This window comes from Anaeromicrobium sp. (genome assembly GCF_025210435.1).
In the GTDB taxonomy this organism is placed as follows: domain Bacteria; phylum Bacillota; class Clostridia; order Peptostreptococcales; family Thermotaleaceae; genus Anaeromicrobium.
In genome coordinates this window covers 51,962-72,196 of sequence record NZ_JAOART010000119.1, presented here as the reverse complement: position 1 = coordinate 72,196, position 20,235 = coordinate 51,962, and the positions used below count along the sequence as shown (strand labels likewise).

Annotated in this window: 15 protein-coding genes and 2 riboswitches; of the genes, 13 read left to right on the top strand and 2 right to left on the bottom strand. The window is 30.9% G+C overall.

The annotated features are described in order from the left end of the window. Window positions 1–609: 609 nt before the first annotated feature. Window positions 610–1,725 (top strand): 4-hydroxybutyrate dehydrogenase, encoded by a 1,116-nt coding sequence (locus N4A57_RS14750; RefSeq protein ID WP_293658763.1) that lies wholly within the window; start codon window positions 610–612, stop codon window positions 1,723–1,725. Between the two features lie 63 nt (window positions 1,726–1,788). Beyond that, on the top strand, window positions 1,789–3,147 hold the full coding sequence (locus tag N4A57_RS14745; RefSeq protein ID WP_293658762.1) for an aldehyde dehydrogenase family protein: 1,359 nt from the start codon (window positions 1,789–1,791) through the stop codon (window positions 3,145–3,147). An 89-nt stretch (window positions 3,148–3,236) separates the two neighbouring features. On the opposite strand, the gene rd is transcribed toward N4A57_RS14745, so the two are convergent. Then, complete coding sequence (gene rd / locus N4A57_RS14740) at window positions 3,237–3,398, bottom strand: rubredoxin (RefSeq protein ID WP_293658761.1); 162 nt, start codon at window positions 3,396–3,398, stop codon at window positions 3,237–3,239. Window positions 3,399–3,644: 246 nt separating this feature from the next. Between rd and N4A57_RS14735 the strand changes: the two genes are divergently transcribed. The 8 genes from N4A57_RS14735 to N4A57_RS14700 all read left to right on the top strand — a co-directional run bounded on the left by N4A57_RS14735 (window position 3,645) and on the right by N4A57_RS14700 (window position 13,715). Then, the gene (locus N4A57_RS14735) at window positions 3,645–4,199 is read left to right on the top strand and encodes a chromate transporter (protein WP_293658760.1); all 555 of its coding nucleotides are present in this window, start codon (window positions 3,645–3,647) and stop codon (window positions 4,197–4,199) included. Beyond that, window positions 4,180–4,704, top strand: coding sequence for a chromate transporter (locus N4A57_RS14730; protein ID WP_293658759.1), 525 nt, complete (start codon window positions 4,180–4,182; stop codon window positions 4,702–4,704). The genes N4A57_RS14735 and N4A57_RS14730 overlap by 20 nt, the downstream gene beginning before the upstream one ends. 15 nt (window positions 4,705–4,719) lie before the next feature. After that, the gene (locus tag N4A57_RS14725) at window positions 4,720–6,132 is read left to right on the top strand and encodes a glycosyl hydrolase family 18 protein (RefSeq protein ID WP_293658758.1); all 1,413 of its coding nucleotides are present in this window, start codon (window positions 4,720–4,722) and stop codon (window positions 6,130–6,132) included. Window positions 6,133–6,226: 94 nt separating this feature from the next. Further along, a complete protein-coding gene (locus tag N4A57_RS14720) occupies window positions 6,227–6,937 on the top strand; it encodes an ABC transporter ATP-binding protein (RefSeq protein WP_293658757.1) in 711 nt (236 codons plus the stop codon). Continuing rightward, on the top strand, window positions 6,937–9,282 hold the full coding sequence (locus N4A57_RS14715; RefSeq protein ID WP_293658756.1) for an ABC transporter permease: 2,346 nt from the start codon (window positions 6,937–6,939) through the stop codon (window positions 9,280–9,282). The genes N4A57_RS14720 and N4A57_RS14715 overlap by 1 nt, the downstream gene beginning before the upstream one ends. Window positions 9,283–9,294: 12 nt before the next feature. After that, window positions 9,295–10,488 carry an efflux RND transporter periplasmic adaptor subunit gene (locus N4A57_RS14710; RefSeq protein ID WP_293658755.1) on the top strand — a complete coding sequence of 398 codons (1,194 nt, stop codon included), beginning with the start codon at window positions 9,295–9,297 and terminating at the stop codon, window positions 10,486–10,488. 168 nt (window positions 10,489–10,656) lie between these two features. Continuing rightward, the gene (locus tag N4A57_RS14705) at window positions 10,657–10,956 is read left to right on the top strand and encodes a hypothetical protein (RefSeq protein ID WP_293658754.1); all 300 of its coding nucleotides are present in this window, start codon (window positions 10,657–10,659) and stop codon (window positions 10,954–10,956) included. Between the two features lie 464 nt (window positions 10,957–11,420). After that, window positions 11,421–13,715 carry a DNA topoisomerase gene (locus N4A57_RS14700; protein ID WP_293658753.1) on the top strand — a complete coding sequence of 765 codons (2,295 nt, stop codon included), beginning with the start codon at window positions 11,421–11,423 and terminating at the stop codon, window positions 13,713–13,715. Between the two features lie 132 nt (window positions 13,716–13,847). Beyond that, a riboswitch (cobalamin riboswitch) is annotated at window positions 13,848–14,028 on the top strand. Between the two features lie 199 nt (window positions 14,029–14,227). On the opposite strand, the gene N4A57_RS14695 is transcribed toward N4A57_RS14700, so the two are convergent. Next, window positions 14,228–14,938, bottom strand: coding sequence for a CAP domain-containing protein (locus tag N4A57_RS14695; protein WP_293658752.1), 711 nt, complete (start codon window positions 14,936–14,938; stop codon window positions 14,228–14,230). A gap of 743 nt (window positions 14,939–15,681) precedes the next feature. Next, window positions 15,682–15,766, top strand: a riboswitch (cyclic di-GMP riboswitch). A 196-nt stretch (window positions 15,767–15,962) separates the two neighbouring features. On the opposite strand from N4A57_RS14695, the gene N4A57_RS14690 reads away from it, so the two are divergent. The 3 genes from N4A57_RS14690 to N4A57_RS14680 are packed head-to-tail and all read left to right on the top strand — an operon-like array spanning window position 15,963 to window position 20,226. Beyond that, window positions 15,963–17,798 carry a SpoIIE family protein phosphatase gene (locus N4A57_RS14690; RefSeq protein WP_293658751.1) on the top strand — a complete coding sequence of 612 codons (1,836 nt, stop codon included), beginning with the start codon at window positions 15,963–15,965 and terminating at the stop codon, window positions 17,796–17,798. A 13-nt stretch (window positions 17,799–17,811) separates the two neighbouring features. Next, complete coding sequence (locus N4A57_RS14685; protein ID WP_293658750.1) at window positions 17,812–18,216, top strand: ATP-binding protein; 405 nt, start codon at window positions 17,812–17,814, stop codon at window positions 18,214–18,216. A 15-nt stretch (window positions 18,217–18,231) separates the two neighbouring features. Then, entirely contained in the window at window positions 18,232–20,226 is a 1,995-nt protein-coding gene (locus N4A57_RS14680) for a methyl-accepting chemotaxis protein (RefSeq protein WP_293658749.1), read from the top strand. Window positions 20,227–20,235 lie beyond the last annotated feature (9 nt).

The window sequence follows — 20,235 nt, the reverse complement described above, 5'->3', positions numbered from 1 at the left end:
TTGTTGGAGTAGAATAGGATGTTGTGACGTTCCAGGGTTCCAAAGATTTTCAATATATTTTCCCTTATAGGCAAGTTACTGTATAAAGAAATCTTAGTGTTACGAAATCTATAATTATGGTCAATGGATACTGTTTTCTACCTATTTAATTTTTTAAAACTTCCTAAGAAAATGAATCCTTTAGTGAAAATATATAAAGGATTAGGCGTTTAATTTACTTAAGGCATATAAAAAGGTGTTGCAAAAATGCAAAAAAACGATGTAAAAAAGCAACGAAACCTGACTATCTGAAAATAACTTGATGAGAAAGAATAATAGTAAAGAATGTTAAAAAAAAATCAATATTTATGTTGCTAAAATGCAACTGAGTATAATTGTATACTTTAAAAAATATTGAAATAACCTCTTTCATTTATGGAGAGAATAGGTTAAAATAAGTATGTGCAAGGGTTTATACTTATTTTAAATATTATTTTGTGAAAATTGGTATAGAAATTGCTAATTATTTTTTATGAAACTTAGTCAAAAAAATAACACAGTAATTAATTGATACATATATGAAGTACAAATACTTACTAGATAATACATAAAGAAGGGGAGAATCAAATTATGGAGCTTTTTAAATTAAAAACAGGAATGCATAAATTTGATACTTTTGCTGAATTCGCAAAAGAGTTTAATTTAGGCAAAGGAGATTTAGTATTAACTAATGGATTTTTATATGAACCTTTCATGAAAGAATTAAACTCAGAAGCTAACTTTATTATGCAAGAAGCTTATGGTACAGGAGAACCTTCTGACGAAATGATGAATGCCATATTAAATGATGCTAAGAAAAACGAATTCAACAGAATTATAGCTGTAGGTGGAGGTACTGTAATCGATATTGCTAAGGTTTTAGTATTAAAAGACTTAGACGATGTGGTAGATGCATTTGATAAGAAAATCGATTTAGTTAAGGAAAAAGAATTAATAGCTATACCTACTACCTGTGGTACTGGTACTGAAGTTACAAACATCAGTATAGCAGAGATTAAATCTAAGAAGACTAAAATGGGATTAGCTGTAGATGAAATATTACCAGACCATGCTGTATTAATTCCAGAGTTTTTAAAGGGGCTTCCATATAAGTTCTATGTATATAGTTCTATAGATGCACTTATCCATGCTATAGAGTCACAAGTTTCTCCAAAATCAAATCCTTATACTAAGGTATATAGTATGAAGGCTATTGAAATGATATTTGATGTTTATCTAAATATTGTTGAAAAGGGAGAAGAATATAGATTTGAAAGATTAGAGGATATTTTAATTGCAAGTAATTATGCTGGTATTGCTTTTGGTAACACTGGTGTTGGGGCAGTTCACGCATTATCATATCCATTAGGTGGTACTTACCATGTTCCTCATGGAGAAGCAAACTACCAATTCTTCACAGAAGTATTTAAGTTATACAACAAGAAAAATCCAGAAGGATCTATCAAAGAAGTAAACTCTATGTTAGCTAGAATATTAAAGGTTGACGAATGTGAAGTTTATGAAAAGGTAGAAGAAGTTTTAGGAAAATTATTAGCTAAGAATGAACTTAAAACTTATGGAATGAAAGAGGAAGAAATAGAATTATTTGCTGATAGTGTTTTAGAAAAGCAACAAAGATTATTAGCTAATAACTATGTACCACTTTCAAGAGAAGAGATTATATCTGTATACAAAAACTTATACTAATTAGTATGAGTTTTGCAAAAAAATGTTAATTAAAAAACTAACAACGCTAAGGAGGCAATTCCAATGAGTATGGATGTTATGATTAAAAAAGCTAGAGAAGCACAAAAAGAGTTTGAAAGTTTTTCACAAGAACAAGTAGATATGATGGTAAAAGCTATAGCAAAGGTTGTATATGACAATGCTGAGAGCTTAGCAAGATTAGCTGTAGATGAAACTGGAATGGGAGTTTATGAGCATAAGGTTGCTAAGAATAAAGGTAAATCTAAAGTAATCTGGAATGACTTAAAAGACAAGAAATCTGTTGGAATAATCAATAGAGATGAAAAGACTAACATTATTGAAGTTGCAAAGCCTATGGGAGTTGTAGGAGCTGTTACTCCAACTACTAACCCAATCGTTACTCCAATGTGTAATGCAATGTTCGCATTAAAGGGAAGAAATGCTATTGTTGTAGCACCTCATCCAAGAGCTAAGAAGTGTAGTTCAAAGACTGTTGAGTTAATGAACCAAGCTGTTAGAGACTTAAACATTGGAGCACCTGAGGGATTAATTCAAATCATTGAAGAGCCTTCAATTGAAAAGACTAATCAATTAATGAACGTGGCTGACGTTGTAGTTGCAACTGGTGGTATGGGAATGGTTAAAGCTGCTTACTCAAGTGGAAAGCCAGCATACGGAGTTGGAGCTGGAAATGTTCAAGTTATCGTAGATAGAGACGCAGACTTTAAGGACGCTGCTTCTAAGATAATTACAGGAAGAAGTTTCGATAACGGAATCATATGTTCTGGAGAACAAACAATCATCGCTCACAAAGATGACTATGATAATGTTATGAAAGCATTCGAAGATCAAGGATGCTACTTAGTAAAGAGTGAAGAAGACAAGAAGAAGTTCAGAGATACTATCTTCCATGATGGACATATGAACAAGGACGTAGTAGGTCAAACAACTGCTAAAATAGCTGAAATGGCAGGAGTAGAAATTCCAGCTGACACTAAGATTATCCTATTAGAAGCTGATGGAATTGGTGAAGCAGATCTATTATGTAAAGAAAAAATGTGCCCAGTAATGTCTACATTCAAGTACAGTGACATTGACGAAGCTGTTATGATTGCTAAGACTAACTTAGATATGGAAGGAAGCGGACACAGTGCTGCTATCCACTCTAACACATTAGAGCATATAGAAAAAGCTGGAGCTGGATTATCAGTATCTAGATTAGTTGTTAATGCACCATCTGCTACAACTGCTGGTGGAAGTTTAACTAATGGATTTGCTCCTACAACTACATTAGGATGCGGATCTTGGGGTAACAACTCTATTTCTGAGAACTTCACTTACAAGCACTTAATCAACGTTTCAAGAATCGGATTATTACAAGAAAACGTAGAAGTTCCAACTGACGAGCAAATTTGGGCTTAATCAGTAGATTAAAAACGGGTCAATATTGACCCGTTTTTTCAATGTGAATATAAAAATAGCTAGGAATTAATTCCTAGCTATTTTAAATCCTATTCAACTACTTCAAACATATCCTTTCCTACTCCACAAATTGGACAAACCCAATCGTCTGGAATATCTTCAAAGGGAGTACCTGGAGCAATACCTCCATCTGGATCTCCTACCTTTGGATCATATATATATGCACAAGGTGTACATTCGTATTTTTTCATATTAAATTCCTCCTAAATCCTATATTTTCAATTTTATATTTTAAACCCATTAAGTCGACTTAACTAATTTTTATCTATTAGATTAATACCCCTTAGGCAATTGATTAAACATAAAAAATTATTATATAAATGGAAAAAATTTAAAAACACTATTTTGTTTAATTATCACAACTTATATAATATATATGATAGGATTTATTTAAGGCATATGCCTAAAGGGAAGTACAAAGGAAGAGGGATGGAGAGATGAAAAATTTAATTAGAATGTTTTTCATATTTATAAAGATAGGAACATTCACTTTAGGTGGGGGATATGCCATGATTCCCCTTATGCAAGAGGAGATGGTAGAAAAAAATAAGTGGATATCAGAAGAAGAATTCTTAGATATAATAGCTGTAGCTCAAAGTATACCTGGTGCTTTGGCTATTAATACGTCCACATATATAGGATATAACTTATTTGGATTTTTAGGGGCTGTACTAGGGTGTTTAGGGACCATATTACCAGCCATTATAATTATGAGTACCATATCCATTTACTTTATGAAATTTGAAAATAGTGAACTTATGAATACTCTATTTAAGGGAATAAGGCCAGCTGTAGTTGCTCTTATTTTATCAGGAGTAATTAAACTATCGAAATCATTACCTAAGAAAAGCATATTCATATTATGGTCATTAGGTACAGTCATATGTGTAGTACTATTAAAAATCCATCCCATATGGATAATAATAGGATCTGCTCTTATGGGATACATGAAATTTAAGGGAGAAATAGATTATGATACTAAAGATAATTAAAATATTTTCAACCTTTGCTAAGATAGGTGCATTTAGCTTTGGTGGAGGGTTGGCCATGCTAACTTTCATACAAAAGGAAATAGTATATAAAAATGGATGGCTTACAGAGGAACAATTTGTAGACCTAGTGGCAATAGCTCAAATGACACCAGGGCCTATTGCAATAAATAGTGCCACCTTTTGTGGATATAAAATTGCGGGCATATGGGGAGCCCTAGCAGGAAGTATAGGTGTTACCATTGTATCTTTTACAATTATAACATTGTCAGCAAAATTTATTATAAAAAACAAGGACAAGTCATCCATGAAGGCTATATTTTTAGGACTTAGGCCAGCTGTGTTAGGACTCATAATAAGTGCAGCAATTACCTTGGGAAAAACAGCCATTGTAGATATGAAGGGAATATTTATTTTCTGTATAATATTATTTTTAATAATGAAAGTAAAAATACATCCTATTATGGGGATTGTCATATCAGCAGGTATGGGAATTTTACTTTACTAAGGAGGAGATGATGGGTTGGATAGGAAATGGATAAGAAGAACAATTTTAATTTGTATAATAATAGGTTTTATTGTAGGTGGAATAGACTTTTTTAAAGAAATGAAAATTAAGAAGGTTGTTATTTATGGGAACATAATAAAAGAAGAATTTATACTGGAAAATGATAATGTATATGTGGATTTCCATTTCTTAAAAACCCATTTAGATAGGGAAATGAGAATGAATGAAAAAAGAACAAGGGCTTACTTTAAGTCTACTTATTCTTTTAAAAATGAAGAAATACAAAGTTTAATAGATGAAACGGGAGTAGAGTTAAATGTTCATACCCTAAATAGGGATAATAAAAATTATGTGCCCCTTTTAGATGTACAAAGGTTAATAGGTATAAAGGTGATTCAAGATAGAGATAAAGTATATATAAACCAATATGACAAAAATGAAGAGAAAGGGGAAAGGGAAAAGGAAATAGGCAAAGGGAAGATAACATTAGCATGGGAATATGTGGGAGATAAAAATCCTAACATAGAAAATGAAGATAAAATAAAGGGACTACAAATTGTATCACCCACCTGGTTTAATATAGTAAATACACAGGGAATTATAGTCAATAGTGGAGAATATAAATATATGAAGGATGCCAAGGAAAAGGGATATGGTATATGGGCATTAGTAAAAAACAACTTTAATCCAAAATTAACTAGGGCCATCCTAAATGATGAAAAAGTACAGGATAAGGTAATAGGTCAGTTAATACTATTTAGTGAAATGTATGATTTAGATGGGATAAATATAGATTTTGAAAATATATTTTATGAAGATCAGGATAAACTAACTAATTTTGTTAAAAGACTTCGCTATTATACAGAAAAGAATGGTTTAGTCCTATCTATGGATGTGACTGTTCCAGGTGGAAGTAAACAATGGTCCCTAGTATATGATAGAAAGGAACTAGCTAAACACCTAGACTATCTTATGTTAATGGCCTATGACGAACACTGGGCATCTAGTCCAGATAGTGGTTCTGTAGCATCCATTGGATGGGTAGATAAGGGAATTAAGAGAAGTCTTGAAGTAATACCTAAAGAAAAATTAGTCTTAGGCATGCCCTTTTACATGAGGGTGTGGACAGAAGAAAAACTAGATAAAAAGATAAAGGTATCCTCTAAGGCCATAACCATGGGTAAGCTTGATAATATAGTAGATTCTAGAGAACTAGAACCTGTTTGGAATGAAGATGTGGCCCAGTACTATACAGAGTATGTGGAAGATAATAAGACTTATAAAATATGGATAGAAGATAAAAAGTCTATAGAAGAAAAGGTAAGCCTAGCTAAGAACTATGATCTAGCAGGCATTTGTGCCTGGAGGAAGGGCTTTGAAAAGGATGAAATATGGGGAGTATTTGAAGATTATTTAGAGGGAAATTAAATTTCCTTCTTTTTTTACTCACTAGGAAATTATGATTTTCTTAAAAATGGCATAGGAAAATAGGATTTATCTATAGTATAAGGGGGTGATCCATTTGGATGAAAGAAGAATAATAGAGGTTTCAAATTTACACAAAGAATACGAAATGGGAGAAATAAAGGTAGAAGCCCTAAAGGAAGCTAATTTTCATGTGAATGAAGGTGAATTTGTAGTCATATTAGGACCTAGTGGGTCTGGAAAAAGTACTCTTTTGAATATAATTGGAGGAATGGATAAACCTACTAAGGGTCAGATAAAGGTTAGGGGAAAGGAAATAACTAACTATAGTCATAAGGAGTTGACCCTATATAGGAAGGATGAAATAGGATTTGTCTTTCAATTTTATAACTTATTGGCCAACTTAACGGCTAAGGAAAATGTGGAGCTTGCCACAGAAATATGTGAAAATTCCCTAGATATAGATGAAATTTTAGACAGGGTAGGTTTAAGTGAGAGAAAGGCACATTTCCCATCTCAATTAAGTGGTGGGGAACAACAAAGGGTGGCCATAGCTAGGGCTGTTGCTAAGAATCCAACCATACTTCTTTGTGATGAACCAACGGGAGCTCTAGATTATAAGACGGGAATTAGTATATTAGATCTTTTAAAGAGAATAAATGAGGAATATAAAAAGACCATAATAGTAATAAGCCACAACTCTGCCATTAGCAAAATAGGTCATAGGGTAGTGGAGATGAGAAGTGGGAGGATTACAGAAGTAATAGTTAATGAAAAGCCAGATTCTGTAGAAGGGATTGAGTGGTAATGAGAAAATTAGACTTGAGATTATTTCGATTCATAAAAGAAATGAAAGGCCAAGTAATTGCCACTTCCTGTGTTATTTTAGTAGGAATAGTTTTGTACACTATGTTACATTCTACAGCAATAAATCTAAGGAACACCTTAAATGAATATTATGAAGAAACAAATTTTCCACATATGTTTGTGGAATTAGTAAAGATTCCAGAGAACAAAATAAAAGATCTGGAAAAAATCAATGGGATAGATAAAGTTGAGGGACGGATAATAGAGGAAGTTCCCCTTAAAGTTGAGAAAGATGAGAAAAATGCAAACATAAGACTAGTTACTATAGATGAAAATAAAACCTTAAACAAAATATATTTAACAGAAGGTAGATTTATAGAAGATGAAAAGGAAGTTATAGTATTAGACAAATTTGCTAAGGACAGAAATATGAAAGTAGGGCATGAAATAAAGGTTCAACTTGGGGGGAAGGCATATACCTTAAAAGTAAGTGGTATAGCCTATAGTCCAGAGTATATATATTTAATGGAAAACGAGCAGAGTCTGCTACCACCTGAAGGTAATTTCGGAGTAGTCTTTTGTAAAGATGATTTTCTTCAAAGTAGTGTTGGGTATAATAATCAATACAATAGTTTACTCATAAAGATAAAAGATGAGAAGGATATTAATATAATTGAAGATATCTTAGAAGACAAGTTAGATAAATTTGGTCTCAAAAGAATAATAAAGAGAAAAAATCAACTTAGTCATAAGATCATATCTGATGAAATAAAACAATTGAAAAAAACTTCTAATAGTGTACCTGTAATATTCTTAGGAATATCAGCTTTAATAATAAGTGTAATAATCGGTAGAATGGTGGCACAGGATAGGATGACCATAGGAATACTAAAAAGTATGGGATTTTCAAATTATCATGTGTTGATTCATTATACTAAGTATTCTTTTATTATAGGAGCAGTGGCATCACTTATAGGTTCTGTGTTAGGACTCATGTTGGCAGGGGCTATGACTAGGGTATACACCACCTATTTTAATTTACCCCTACTTACATCTAATGTTTATTACAGATATATTATATTGGCATTTTTACTCACTAGTGGAATAACCATAGGTGCAGGACTAGTGGGTGCAAGAAAGGCTATAAAAATATTACCGTCAGAGGCCATGAGACCAGAAACTCCAAAGGTGGGAAAGCGAATTCTATTAGAAAAAATAACCTTGTTTTGGAGTAAACTAAGTTTTTCATGGAAGGTAGTTGTAAGGAACATATTTAGGAATAAAAAGAGATTTCTTACAGTTACCATGGGAGTGGCCATAACCTATATGGTAACTCTATTTCCCTTTTATCAATGGAGTTTATTTAATACTATGTTTATTGATTATTATGGTGGGTTTCAAAGGATGGATTACAATATAAATTTTACAGAACCACTGAACAAAAGAGCTATAGTAGATTTGAACAATCTTATAGAATCAGATGCTACAGAAGGAAAAATAGAATATGCCTTTGAAATAGAAAATGGCTGGAAATCCAAAGTAGTGAATGTTATTGGGGTGAAATATGATACCCAATTTTATAACTTTCAGACTAAAAATAATGTAAAAATACATTTGCCTAGGAACGGAATTATTTTATCCGAGAACTTAGCATCATATTTAAATATAAGTATAGGAGATAAAGTACTGGTTAAGAATTTTATACCTAATAAGGATGACGTGGAAGTAGAAGTAAGAGAAATAATTAAACAGGGACTAGGTATAAATGCTTATATGGACATGGATGAAATGGAACGTATTTTAGTAGATAAAAATATGGTTACAGGAGCTTACGTGAAAACTAAAATACCTATAGATGAAGAAGTAGAAGATGGTAAAAAGGTTAATTCTGTAGAGTCAACTGAAGAATTGATAGATACAACAAAGAAGTTTATGAAATTAACCCTATCATCAGTGGGAATTTTAGTTGTATTTGCTGGAATACTAGGATTTGGTATAATATATAATTCAACCATAATGAATATATCAGAGCGAACTAGGGAATTTTCCACACTACAAATATTAGGATTTACGAAAAGGGATATATTTAAAATTATATTAAAAGAAACTATCATAATGACTATTCTAGGGATTATAATAGGTATTCCCCTTAGTATAAAGATGGTGGAAGCTGTAGTGGCATCCTTCAATACGGAATTGTACACCATGAACCCTTATGTGAGTGGAGAAACACATCTTATAGCTATTGGAACAACTATTATATTTATAGTCATTTCACTGACATTTACCTTGAAGAAAATCAATAAATTAGATTTGATGGAAGCTTTAAAAACTAGGGTTTCTTAGGAGGAAATTATGATGAAGATAAGCAAAAAGCTAATTATAGGGATTTTAGTAGTTGGGATAATGGGTAGTGTATTTTTTTCTATGAATAAAAAAGTACATGTAAAAGTATCTAAGGTAAGAAAAGGAAATGTGGTTAAATATATTGAAGAAACAGGAACAATAAAGGCTATAGAACAAGAAAAGATATATTCTAAAATAAGGGGAACTCTGTCAAAAATTTATGTGAAAGAGGGAGACTTAATAGATGAAAGTCTGTTACTAGCCCAGATAGATACGAAGGATAACAGTTTAACTATGAAGGGAATTAATGAAAAAATAAATTTGTTAAAATCCCAATATGAAACTAATAAGAAACAAGCAGAGCTTAAGGTGGATAAAAATAAGGCAAACTATGATGAAGCAAAGAGAAAATTAGATTCTACTAAGAAATTATATGAAGAAAGGGTTGTATCCTTAGATGAATATAAGAAAACCCTAAACCAATATGTCATAGCAGAAAATCTTTTAGAAAGTAGTAAAGAAGAGTTAAAAAAATATATTTCCCAGGAAGTAACTAATTCCTATGAAAGTCAAATTAATGAGTTAAAATATGAACTTGAAAAACTCAAAAATAAAGAGAGTGATGGAAATATATATGCAGATAAAAAGGGGAAAATACTAGATGTACTAGTAAAGGAAAATGAGTATGTAACAGAAGGAACTAGTTTATTTGAGATGGGAAATACGGATAAATACCATATGGAAGTGGATGTATTAGGAGAAGATGTGGTCAAATTACAAAATGGTGGAGAAGTTTTAATAGAGGATGAAGACTTAGGCGTGAATCTTCAAGGAACCATAAGCAAAATTTATCCAAAGGCCTTTACAAAAGTATCTGATTTGGGTATAGATCAAAAAAGGGTAAAGGTAGACATTCATATAAATGGAGATACATCAAAATTAATGGCTGACTATGAAGTGGATGTGAAATTAATAGAAGATATGAAAGAAGACGTACTTATCCTATCTAAGAATAGTGTATTTAAATATAAGGATGGGGATTATGTATTTTTAGTTGAGGATAATAGGGCAAAATTAAGGGAAGTAGAACTAGGTTTAAAGGGCCAAGATAATGTGGAAATTATAAAGGGATTAAAGGTTGGTGACATGGTAATATTATCTCCTAGTGACGAAATAAAAGAAAATATAAAGGTAAATGTGGAATAAAAGGGAGCATAATATGCTCTCTTTGTCTTTGGAATTAAAAATAAACTCCAATATATAAGTATATTATAGAAGGCATTTTTTATGTCTATTTTTTATGCCTAAATTTATTATTTTATGTAACAAGGTACCCTTCATATAAATAAACTAGTATGAAAAGGAGGTTTTTTTATGTATTATGATGACTATAATTATGAAGCGGAATATGACAATTACAATCCTTATGAAGCAGATTATATGAACTATGATAACTCAGACTATGTGGAGGAGATGGACTATCATAGGGATCCATATTGTAAAGAAAAAAGATGTTTATACAGGGTGACCCTCAGAAATGGATATAGGTTTAGATTTGATTTTGTTTCCTTAGAAAGGGGATATTATAAGGGTTATATGAAGGATTCTAGAAAAAGATGGAAACCAGTTAAGATTAAAAAGGAAAGAGTAGTTAGAATGACTAGAGTTAAGTAGGCATAAAAAAATATAAAATAAATTTATCAGAAAATACTCCTAAAGGAGAAGGTCTATAGGAGTATTTTTCACTTTTAAATATAAAGTTGCATATTTTGCAAAATAAGTAAGCATAGTTTATAATATAAGATGAAAGATTATAGATTTATCATTTTCAAACTTGATTTATGTGAGCCTACTTCAGGAAAATATATTGAAAATCTTTTCCACCCCAGTCCTTGTCACAAGCGAAAGTGTGAATCTTCGTATATAGGTTCACGTGTCATGTTGTAGTAGCATAGGATGTTGTGACGTTCCAGGGTTCCAAAGATTTTCAATAGTTTCCCTTATAGGCAAGTTACTGTATAGAGAAAGCTTAGTGTCACGAAATCTATAGCATAAAAAAACAAGAAAATTGTTATAATATCGAGCATAATACTTGCTCGATATTTTTATTCAAATAATAGTGTAGGTGAATTGTTAATATGAGTAAATCTTTATTTATAACGGAAAAGCCTAGTGTTGCAATGGAATTTGCAAAGGCACTGAATATGAAGGCTTCTAAGAAAAATGGATATCTAGAATCGGATGAAGCTATCATTACATGGTGTGTAGGTCATCTAGTAAACATGAGTTATCCAGAAAAATATGATCCTAAGTTTAAAAAGTGGGTATTAAAAGACCTTCCCTTTTTACCTGAGGAATATAAGTATGAAGTAATACCAAATGTTAAAAAACAATTTGATATTGTAAAATCCCAGATGAAAAGAAAAGACATAGCTACCATATATGTATGTACTGACTCGGGGAGAGAAGGGGAATATATATATAGATTGGTAGATGAGAAGGTTGGAGTAAAAAATAAAGCAAAGAAAAGAGTTTGGATAGACTCCCAAACAGAGGATGAAATTAGAAGAGGTGTAAAAGAGGCAAAGGCCTTAGATGAATATAATAAATTATCTGATTCAGCCTATTTAAGGGCAAAGGAAGATTATTTAATAGGCATAAATTTTTCAAGATTATTAACCCTTACCCATGGAAGAAGTATTAGTAGCCGTTTAGGTGAAAAATATACAGTTATAGCAGTAGGTAGAGTTATGACATGTGTACTTGGTATGGTAGTTAAAAGGGAAAGGGAAATTAGAGAATTTGTAAAAACTTCCTATTATAAAATAAATTCTTCTTTTAAGTTTAATGATTCCCTAGAGTATGATGGAGAATGGAAAGCTGTGGAAGGCTCTAATTATTATATGTCTAAATTACTATTTAAAGATATTGGATTTAGGGATAAAGAAAAGGCAGAAGAATTTATAGAAGAACTTAAAGAAGATAATGAGGAACTAATTGGAACAATACTGTCTGCCACAAGGAAAAAGGAGAGAAAAAATCCTCCCTTATTATATAACTTGGCAGAGATTCAAAATGAATGTTCAAAGAAATTTAAATTAAGTCCAGATGAGACTCTAAAAGTAGTACAGAGTTTATATGAAAAGAAAATGTTAACATATCCAAGGACTGACGCTAGGGTATTATCAACGGCTGTAGCAAAGGAAATTGGAAAAAATATAAAGGGTCTTTTAAATATTAGAAAAGCATGTAATTTAGATGAAAAGGACCAAGAGATCAATGATTTTGTTAAAAAAATAGTAGATGAAGGTAAATATAAGGGTCTATCTAAGACTAAGTATGTAAATGATAAATCCATTACTGATCACTATGCTATCATACCTACGGGACAAGGTCTTGGGAATTTTAATAAATTGCCTGGGAATGAGAAGAAAATATTTTTATTAGTTGTAAGACGTTTTTTAGCCATATTTTATCCACCAGCAGTGTATAGTAAATTATCCATAACTACAAAGATAAAAGAAGAAAGCTTTTTCACGTCTTCAAAGGTATGTGTAGATGAAGGATATTTACCCGTGTTAAACGGAAATAAAAAAAATGAAAACTCTAAAGTAAATAATATGGAAACATTAAAGAAACTTAAAAAGGGACAAGTAGTTAAAATTACTGATTTTAATATTAAAGAATCAGAAACTACACCACCTAAAAGATATAATTCAGGTTCCATGATCCTTGCTATGGAAAATGCAGGTAAACTTATTGAGGATGAAGAACTAAGAGAGCAAATAAAGAGTCAAGGAATAGGAACAAGTGCCACAAGATCTGGAATACTAGAAAAGTTACAATTGATTAAATATATTAATCTCAACAAAAAAACACAAATATTAACTCCTACCCAAAAGGGAGAACTAATATATGATGTTGTTAATAGGTCTGTACCATCCCTACTTAAGCCAGAATTAACGGCTAGTTGGGAAAAGGGACTAACCATGGTTGCAAATGGTGAGATACAAACGGATAAGTATATGGAGAAACTTGAAAATTATATTAAGAAAAATACATCTAAAGTAATTGGTGTAAATAATAATTATGGAAATAATTTTAGTGATACGGTAGTGATTACTAATAAAAGGGGAAAGAAAAAATCTTTAGGATGTTGTATCTCCTGTGAAAATGGAGAAGTTTTGGAAAATAGAAAAGCCTTTTATTGTAGTAATTGGAAAAAGGGATGTAAGTTTACTGTGTGGAAGAATAGTCTAGATATGTATAAACAAGAGGTTACACCAGCTATGATTAAAGAACTTATTGAAAAGGGAACTATAGAAGATATAAATATTGTTTTACCTCAAACGGAAGAAAAGTGTAAGGCATCTCTACAATTTAGAAAAGATAAGAGTGGTGCCTTAGATCTTAAAAATGTAACCCGTATATAGATTTATTATGTGAGAATTGGCTTTATGTGGGTAAGTTACTGCATAAGAGAAAGGTAATGAAGAATTAATGAGATTTTAAAGGACTTGACTTATTAAATAGTACATGATACAATATGTATTGTAAAAAGTTAATATTTTCAAAGCTTTTTAGGTACTACTTATGTGGTTTAATAGGGAAGTTCGGTGAAAGTCCGACACAGCCCCCGCTACTGTAAAGTGACCATGATTGTTTGAATATGCCACTGTATATATGGGAAGGCCAAACAATCCTAATGTCATGAGTCAGGAGACCTGCCTAGATATGTAGTTTGTACTACCTTCGGTGGGAAGGCGGGCATAAGTGGTAAGTTCTATTTGAATGGTATCTTATTAGCCCTGTCTTTTTAGATAGGGCTTTTTTAATCCAATTAAGTAGAAGTCTAGTTTTTTAAGTTTTTCCTCAAAAAATTTAAAAATCTTAAGTTTTTCCTCAAAAATTTTTTTCAGCTCCTCGATAAAAGGAGCTATTTTTTTTATTTTTGAATAAATATTTCCGTAACCATCTTTCCGCCTTTAGGCATTTCCTTTACACCTATTCCCACATGGGTATAAGATTTACTTAATATGCTTTCCTTATGTTCTTTAGAGTCCATAAGAGCTTCATGGGCCCTTTTTATACTAGTATTATAGGCAATATTTTCCCCAGCACATATGTATTTTATGTTAAATTTGTTTAACATATTAAAGGGACTTCCGTAAGTGGGGGAATAATGACTAAAGTATTTGTTGTCTATCATGTCTTGGGATTTTAGTCGAGCAATTTTTATTGAATTTTCGTCTATTTTTAATGGATTTAATCCGTGCTTTATCCTTTCACCATTTATATAACGTAACATTTCATCTTCATTTGGGGTGGCTTTATAGGAATCTTCATCTAATACTATCTTTTCTATATGTGCTTTTGCAATAGATTTATCTATTACACCAATGTTGTGATTATGAAGTTCTACTAGATAATAATCTTTAGTTTCACCTATTACACTATAGATAGTATCTTTATCAGGGGTATCTAAAAAAGAAAAGGATAGATTTTTTTTAAAATTAGATTCTTTTACTATTTTAACCTTTTCTATTTTTCCCTTATTGTATATGGAAGAAGTCATTGGCTTTAATTGGGCCTTTTCCTTTGTATTACATGATGTAATAAGGAAAAGTGATATTATAATAAAAATGAACTTACGCATGTTTTTCACCTCAAATATATTTTTACCATTAGACTGTTAAAAAATTAAAATTTTTTATATTTATGAGAATGTATTTTAGGCATATGAAAGAAATAAATTAGTCATTTCACTGGTTATTTGAATTATTTTCTTCGTTATGGAATCGCTTACATATGTTCAATATGTTCGCTCACCATGCCTTGAAAATAATCCAAATCCCTCAGAGAACTGACTAGTTTATTTCTTTCATATGCCTTAGGAAAAAAAATCATTTTATGAGTATAAAAATATTTTATATGGCCACAATATTAACACAGGATAATATTGTTTAAAAGTTCATATGGACTTTTAAACACACCTTATTCCCACCCACAACTCATCATGGGAAAGGGGCAGCGAAAGCTGCCCCTTTTCTATGTTAGGTATATTCCAAAAATAAATTAGTCAGTTCACTGGTTATTGGAATTATTTTCTTCCTTATGGAGTCCTTTAAATATGTTTAATGTACTCCATCATCATGCCTTGAAAATAATCTAAATTTCTCAGAGTCTTGACTAGTTTATTTTTCATATGCCTTAAAAAATAAAGGAGAAGACATGAATATATTGGTGTAAATAATTACAAAGTTAAGAGTACATGATTACATAAAAAATATTCTACTAGTAAAATTTTACTTAGGCAAGAAAAGATGTTAAAATATGTTAAGAGTGTAGTAAATTGTAGAATTATAAAATATCATGCATAAAAAACTCAATATTGCATACTTTTGTGAAGGAAAACTTATCAAGGTTAAGGACCTAAAGTCATGTGCCTAAGGGATGTGTACTCTAAGATTAGCAGATTGCCAAAGGATTATTAAGAACAATAAGTTATGAGTTTATGAAGTGCTGTATGGCTTAATGTTGGATAAATTAAAAAAGGCATCTATGGAATCGTAGATGCCTTTTTTAATTTATAGATTGGAGGCGATATTATAAAAAAAATAAAGTTTATAAATAAGATTCGAGTACAAATAACATGTGCCATGATTTGTTGTGCACTAATTATGGGAGTATTAGTAAGTAGCATTAGTTTATTCACAAATTTTAACCTTTTAAAAAAAGAAGTTATTAGGAAATTGACCCTACTTCCACAGACTTATTCCAATGACTTTAATTCTGATTTTCAAATGATTGAAAGTTCTGTAAATACGCTACATCATTATGTTGCTGCAACTTATGATTTGGAAAAGATGAATAGAAATCCTAAAGCTTATATAAAGGAATATGAATCAATGATGGATGCTGTTATAAAAAAGGTTGCAGAAGAAGCAAATACAGAACAGGGATTATATACAACCAATCAAATAGAAGCTGTATATTTTACGTTTAATCCACAATTGACAAAAGATGTACATGAGATTTGGTATGTGGATATGTCAGGAAATGGCAAAATGATTAAATTAGATCCAGATCCAGATCCGGATTCTGAAGATTCTTATATAGAATATTTTTATCCTGATAATAAGGAGATGAAGTGGTATTATGATCCTATAAAAATGAGAAAAGGTGTGTGGAGCGAACCCTATGATGAAGGTGATTTAGGTATAAAAGTAATTTCTTATACAGAACCAATATATATTGAAAATGTTGTCGTCGGTGTAGTTGGTATGGACATTAATATAGAGGTTATGAAAAATACCATCAAAAAATTAAAGATATATGATACTGGATATGCTTTTTTAATGAATAAAGAATATGAGTTTGTAATCCATCCAATCTTTAACGGCGAGGAGGATTTGAACTCAATACATAATGGAAGATTGAAATATATTAGTGAAGAAATGGATAAAAATACTTCAGGCGTTATTAATTATGAATATGACGGAAAAGTAAAAATGTTAGGTTATTCCCATTTAAATAGTGGATGGATATTAGGTTTTACAGTTCCCATAGTAGAAGTCTATTCATCACTAAGAATACAATTGATTATGACATTAATGGCATTATTCATATCCATGGGTATTACCTTTTTAATAGCCTTATATCTTGGGAAATCCATATCTGAGCCTATAGTCAAAATAACCCAATTAATTAAGAGGACAAGTCGTTTTAACTTTATGAATAACCATTGTTTAGAGCCATTAATGGGAAATAAAAATGAAATTGGTATAATGGCAAAAGAAATGTTTAACATGAGAAAAGTTCTAAAAGAAACAGGTGTACATAAAGCTGCCATATGGCAAAGACAATCATTACAAGAAAAATTCCCACTTGCTAACAGAGTAAACATGGAGACAATATATGTGCCTTCAAAAACAGTTAGTGGAGACTTTTATAGGATGCAAAAAATTGATGACAATATGGTTGTAGGAGTAATCTATGATGTAAGTGGGAAAGGTGTTACAGCTGCACTTAACACTTCTGCATTTAGTGTTTTATTCCATGAATCGGTAGTAACTAGTCAAAATCCTATCAATATAATTCATGATTTAAACAATAAAGTAGCTAACTTCTTTGATGAAACGTATATTGCAGCTTGTTGTTTTAGTTTTGATTTTAAAAGAAATATTGCAAAAATTGCTGGAGCTGGACTAAATGAATTTATATATGGCAATGAAGAATATTATGAAAAAAAATATATAAAAGGTCCATTTTTAGGTATGTTTGAAGATAGTATATTTGATCAAGAAACAATCCATTTTCAATCAAATGATAGATTTTATTTCTTTACTGATGGATTGGAATCTGTATTTGATGATGAAACAATAAAAGAAAAATATTTAAAAAAAGAATCAATAGGGGAATTTAAAAAAAATCTAAAGAATATTTTGATCAATAAGTCAACAGATATGCAGGGAATAGATGATGATTGTACACTACTTATATTTGAAATTAAATGAGGTGATAGGTATTGTGAAAATCAAAAGGGATGAATATATTTTATATGGATTAGAAAAGTACAAAGAAGTTATTGATAAAATTATTGCTGATATACAAGCTTTTCATGAGGATTTTAATATTAGAGTAATGCTTACTGAAGCTTTAACAAATGCTTTTAAGCATGGAAATAATAGTAGTTCAGATAAACCTATATATTTAAGATATATATATAACGGAAAAATTATTAAATTTGAGATAGAAGATTCTGGAACAGGAGTGGGAAATATAACCATTTTAGATGAGATGTCAGATGAAAATTTATTGAGAGATTCTGGGAGAGGATTATTTTTAATAAAGTCCATGACGGATAAAATGGAATTTGTTGGAAACACCTTGATTATACAAACAAAAATTAATACTATAAAAAATAAATGCTAGAATGGAGTATAAAATATGAAAATAAGCTTGAAAACAAAACTCATTTCAATGTTTTTAATATTTATATCAATTCCACTGATTGTCCAAGGAGTTATTTCTTATAATATGGCTTCAAGTTCAATTCAGAATATAACTGAAGAAGAGATGAAAGAAATTGCTATGGAAACAGCAAATGCTATAGATTTAACTATAGACTCAGCAAATAGGTATATTCAAGTTATAAGCTATAACGAAAATTTAGCTAGACGTGTTACTGGAGATAGTACAGTGGATTCTAAGGTATTTGAGTATCTGTCAAAAGCCCAGAAAGAAAATAGTGATCAGATAGAAATGTTAATTATTACAGATAAATCAGGTAAAGGGATTATAAGTAATAAAAATGAAAAATTGGAAGTGGATTTAAGTGATCGTGTTTATGTTAAAAAAGCTCTAAAGGGCTCTGGGTCTCAGAGTGACATAATAATATCGAAGATTACTAATGAACCTGTAATAGCTATTGCATATCCTATTATAATTGACAATAATATTGTAGGGACAATAATTGGAAGCATTAAAATTGAAAATATATATGAATATGTATCTGAAATAAAGATTGGTGAAAACGGGCATGCATATATGATTGATAAAAATGGATTATTTGTTTATCATCCTAAAGATGAAAAAATTCTAAAGGAAAATCTAAGTGATACGGACAATATTGAATTAAAAGAATTAGCACAAAAAATTAAGTCTGGTGAGCCTGGTGAAGGATATTATACAGATGAAGGCTCTTATAAATTCATAAGATTTGTTCCAGTAAATAATTGGGTTTTGGCAGTAGTAGCCAACTATGACGATTATATGTCTGGAGCAATAGAAATTAAGAAGGATACAATCATAATCACCCTATTATCTTTAGTTATTTCCATTATTTTAGCATATTTTCTAACAACAAAAAATATAATAAATCCAATAAAAGAATTGGAAAAATTAATGGTAAAAGCAGGAAATGGTGATTTAGTAGTGAGAGCTAAAATAACTACAAAGGATGAAATACAGACATTAGGGGAATTTTTTAATGATATGTTAGAACATCAATCAGATATAATAAGGCATGTTAGAAAGGGTGCAGAAGAACTAGCAGTAGCATCTGAGGAAATATCTGCCTCTTCAGAAGAAATAAGTTTATCAACAGAAGAAATTGCTACAAGTATTCAAGATGTTGCAAATAATGCAGAGAGGCAAAATAATTCAATCATTGAAACTTCTGAAGTTTTAGTGGAGCTTTCGAGTTTAATTCAGATAGCCAAAAATAAAGCTATTAAGGCAAAAAATAACGCTGAACATACTATGGATGTTGCAAAATTAGGAAGAGTAAGAGTAAACAGAACAGCTGAGGCTATTAAAAATATTAATAAAGTATCAAATGAAACAGCAGATATACTAAAGATAGTAAATGAACTTTCAGTAAAGGTAAGTGGAATCATTAGCACTATTAATGAAATTTCAGCACAAACTAATTTATTAGCATTAAATGCTGCAATTGAGGCAGCACGTGCAGGTGAGCATGGAAAAGGGTTTACGGTGGTAGCTGATGAAGTTCGAAAGCTTTCAGATCAAACCAATGTTGGTGCAAATGAGATAGGGTCATTAGTAAATGAAATGGTAGCACAAATAGATAAAGCTGTAGACTCAATGGAGTTAGGTAAGCAGGTAGTAGAAAATGGAGTAAGTGTGGCAAATGAAACGGATGAAGCATTTATTAGTATAATAAATGCAGTAGAACAAATAGGAAAAGATATAAATCAAATAGTAGATGTTACAAAAGATGAAGTGGCAAGCTCTGATGAAATCATCAAGTTGATTGATTCTGTGGCAACTGTTACTGAAAGTACAACAGCCAATAGTCAGGATGTTGCTGCAGGAGCCGAAGAGCAAGCTTCCATGATACAAAATCTTGCGGCTACTTCAGAAGAAACAAGTGCTATGGCAAATAGTTTAAATAGCCTTGTAGAAAAATTTAAAATTTGAGGTGAAAAT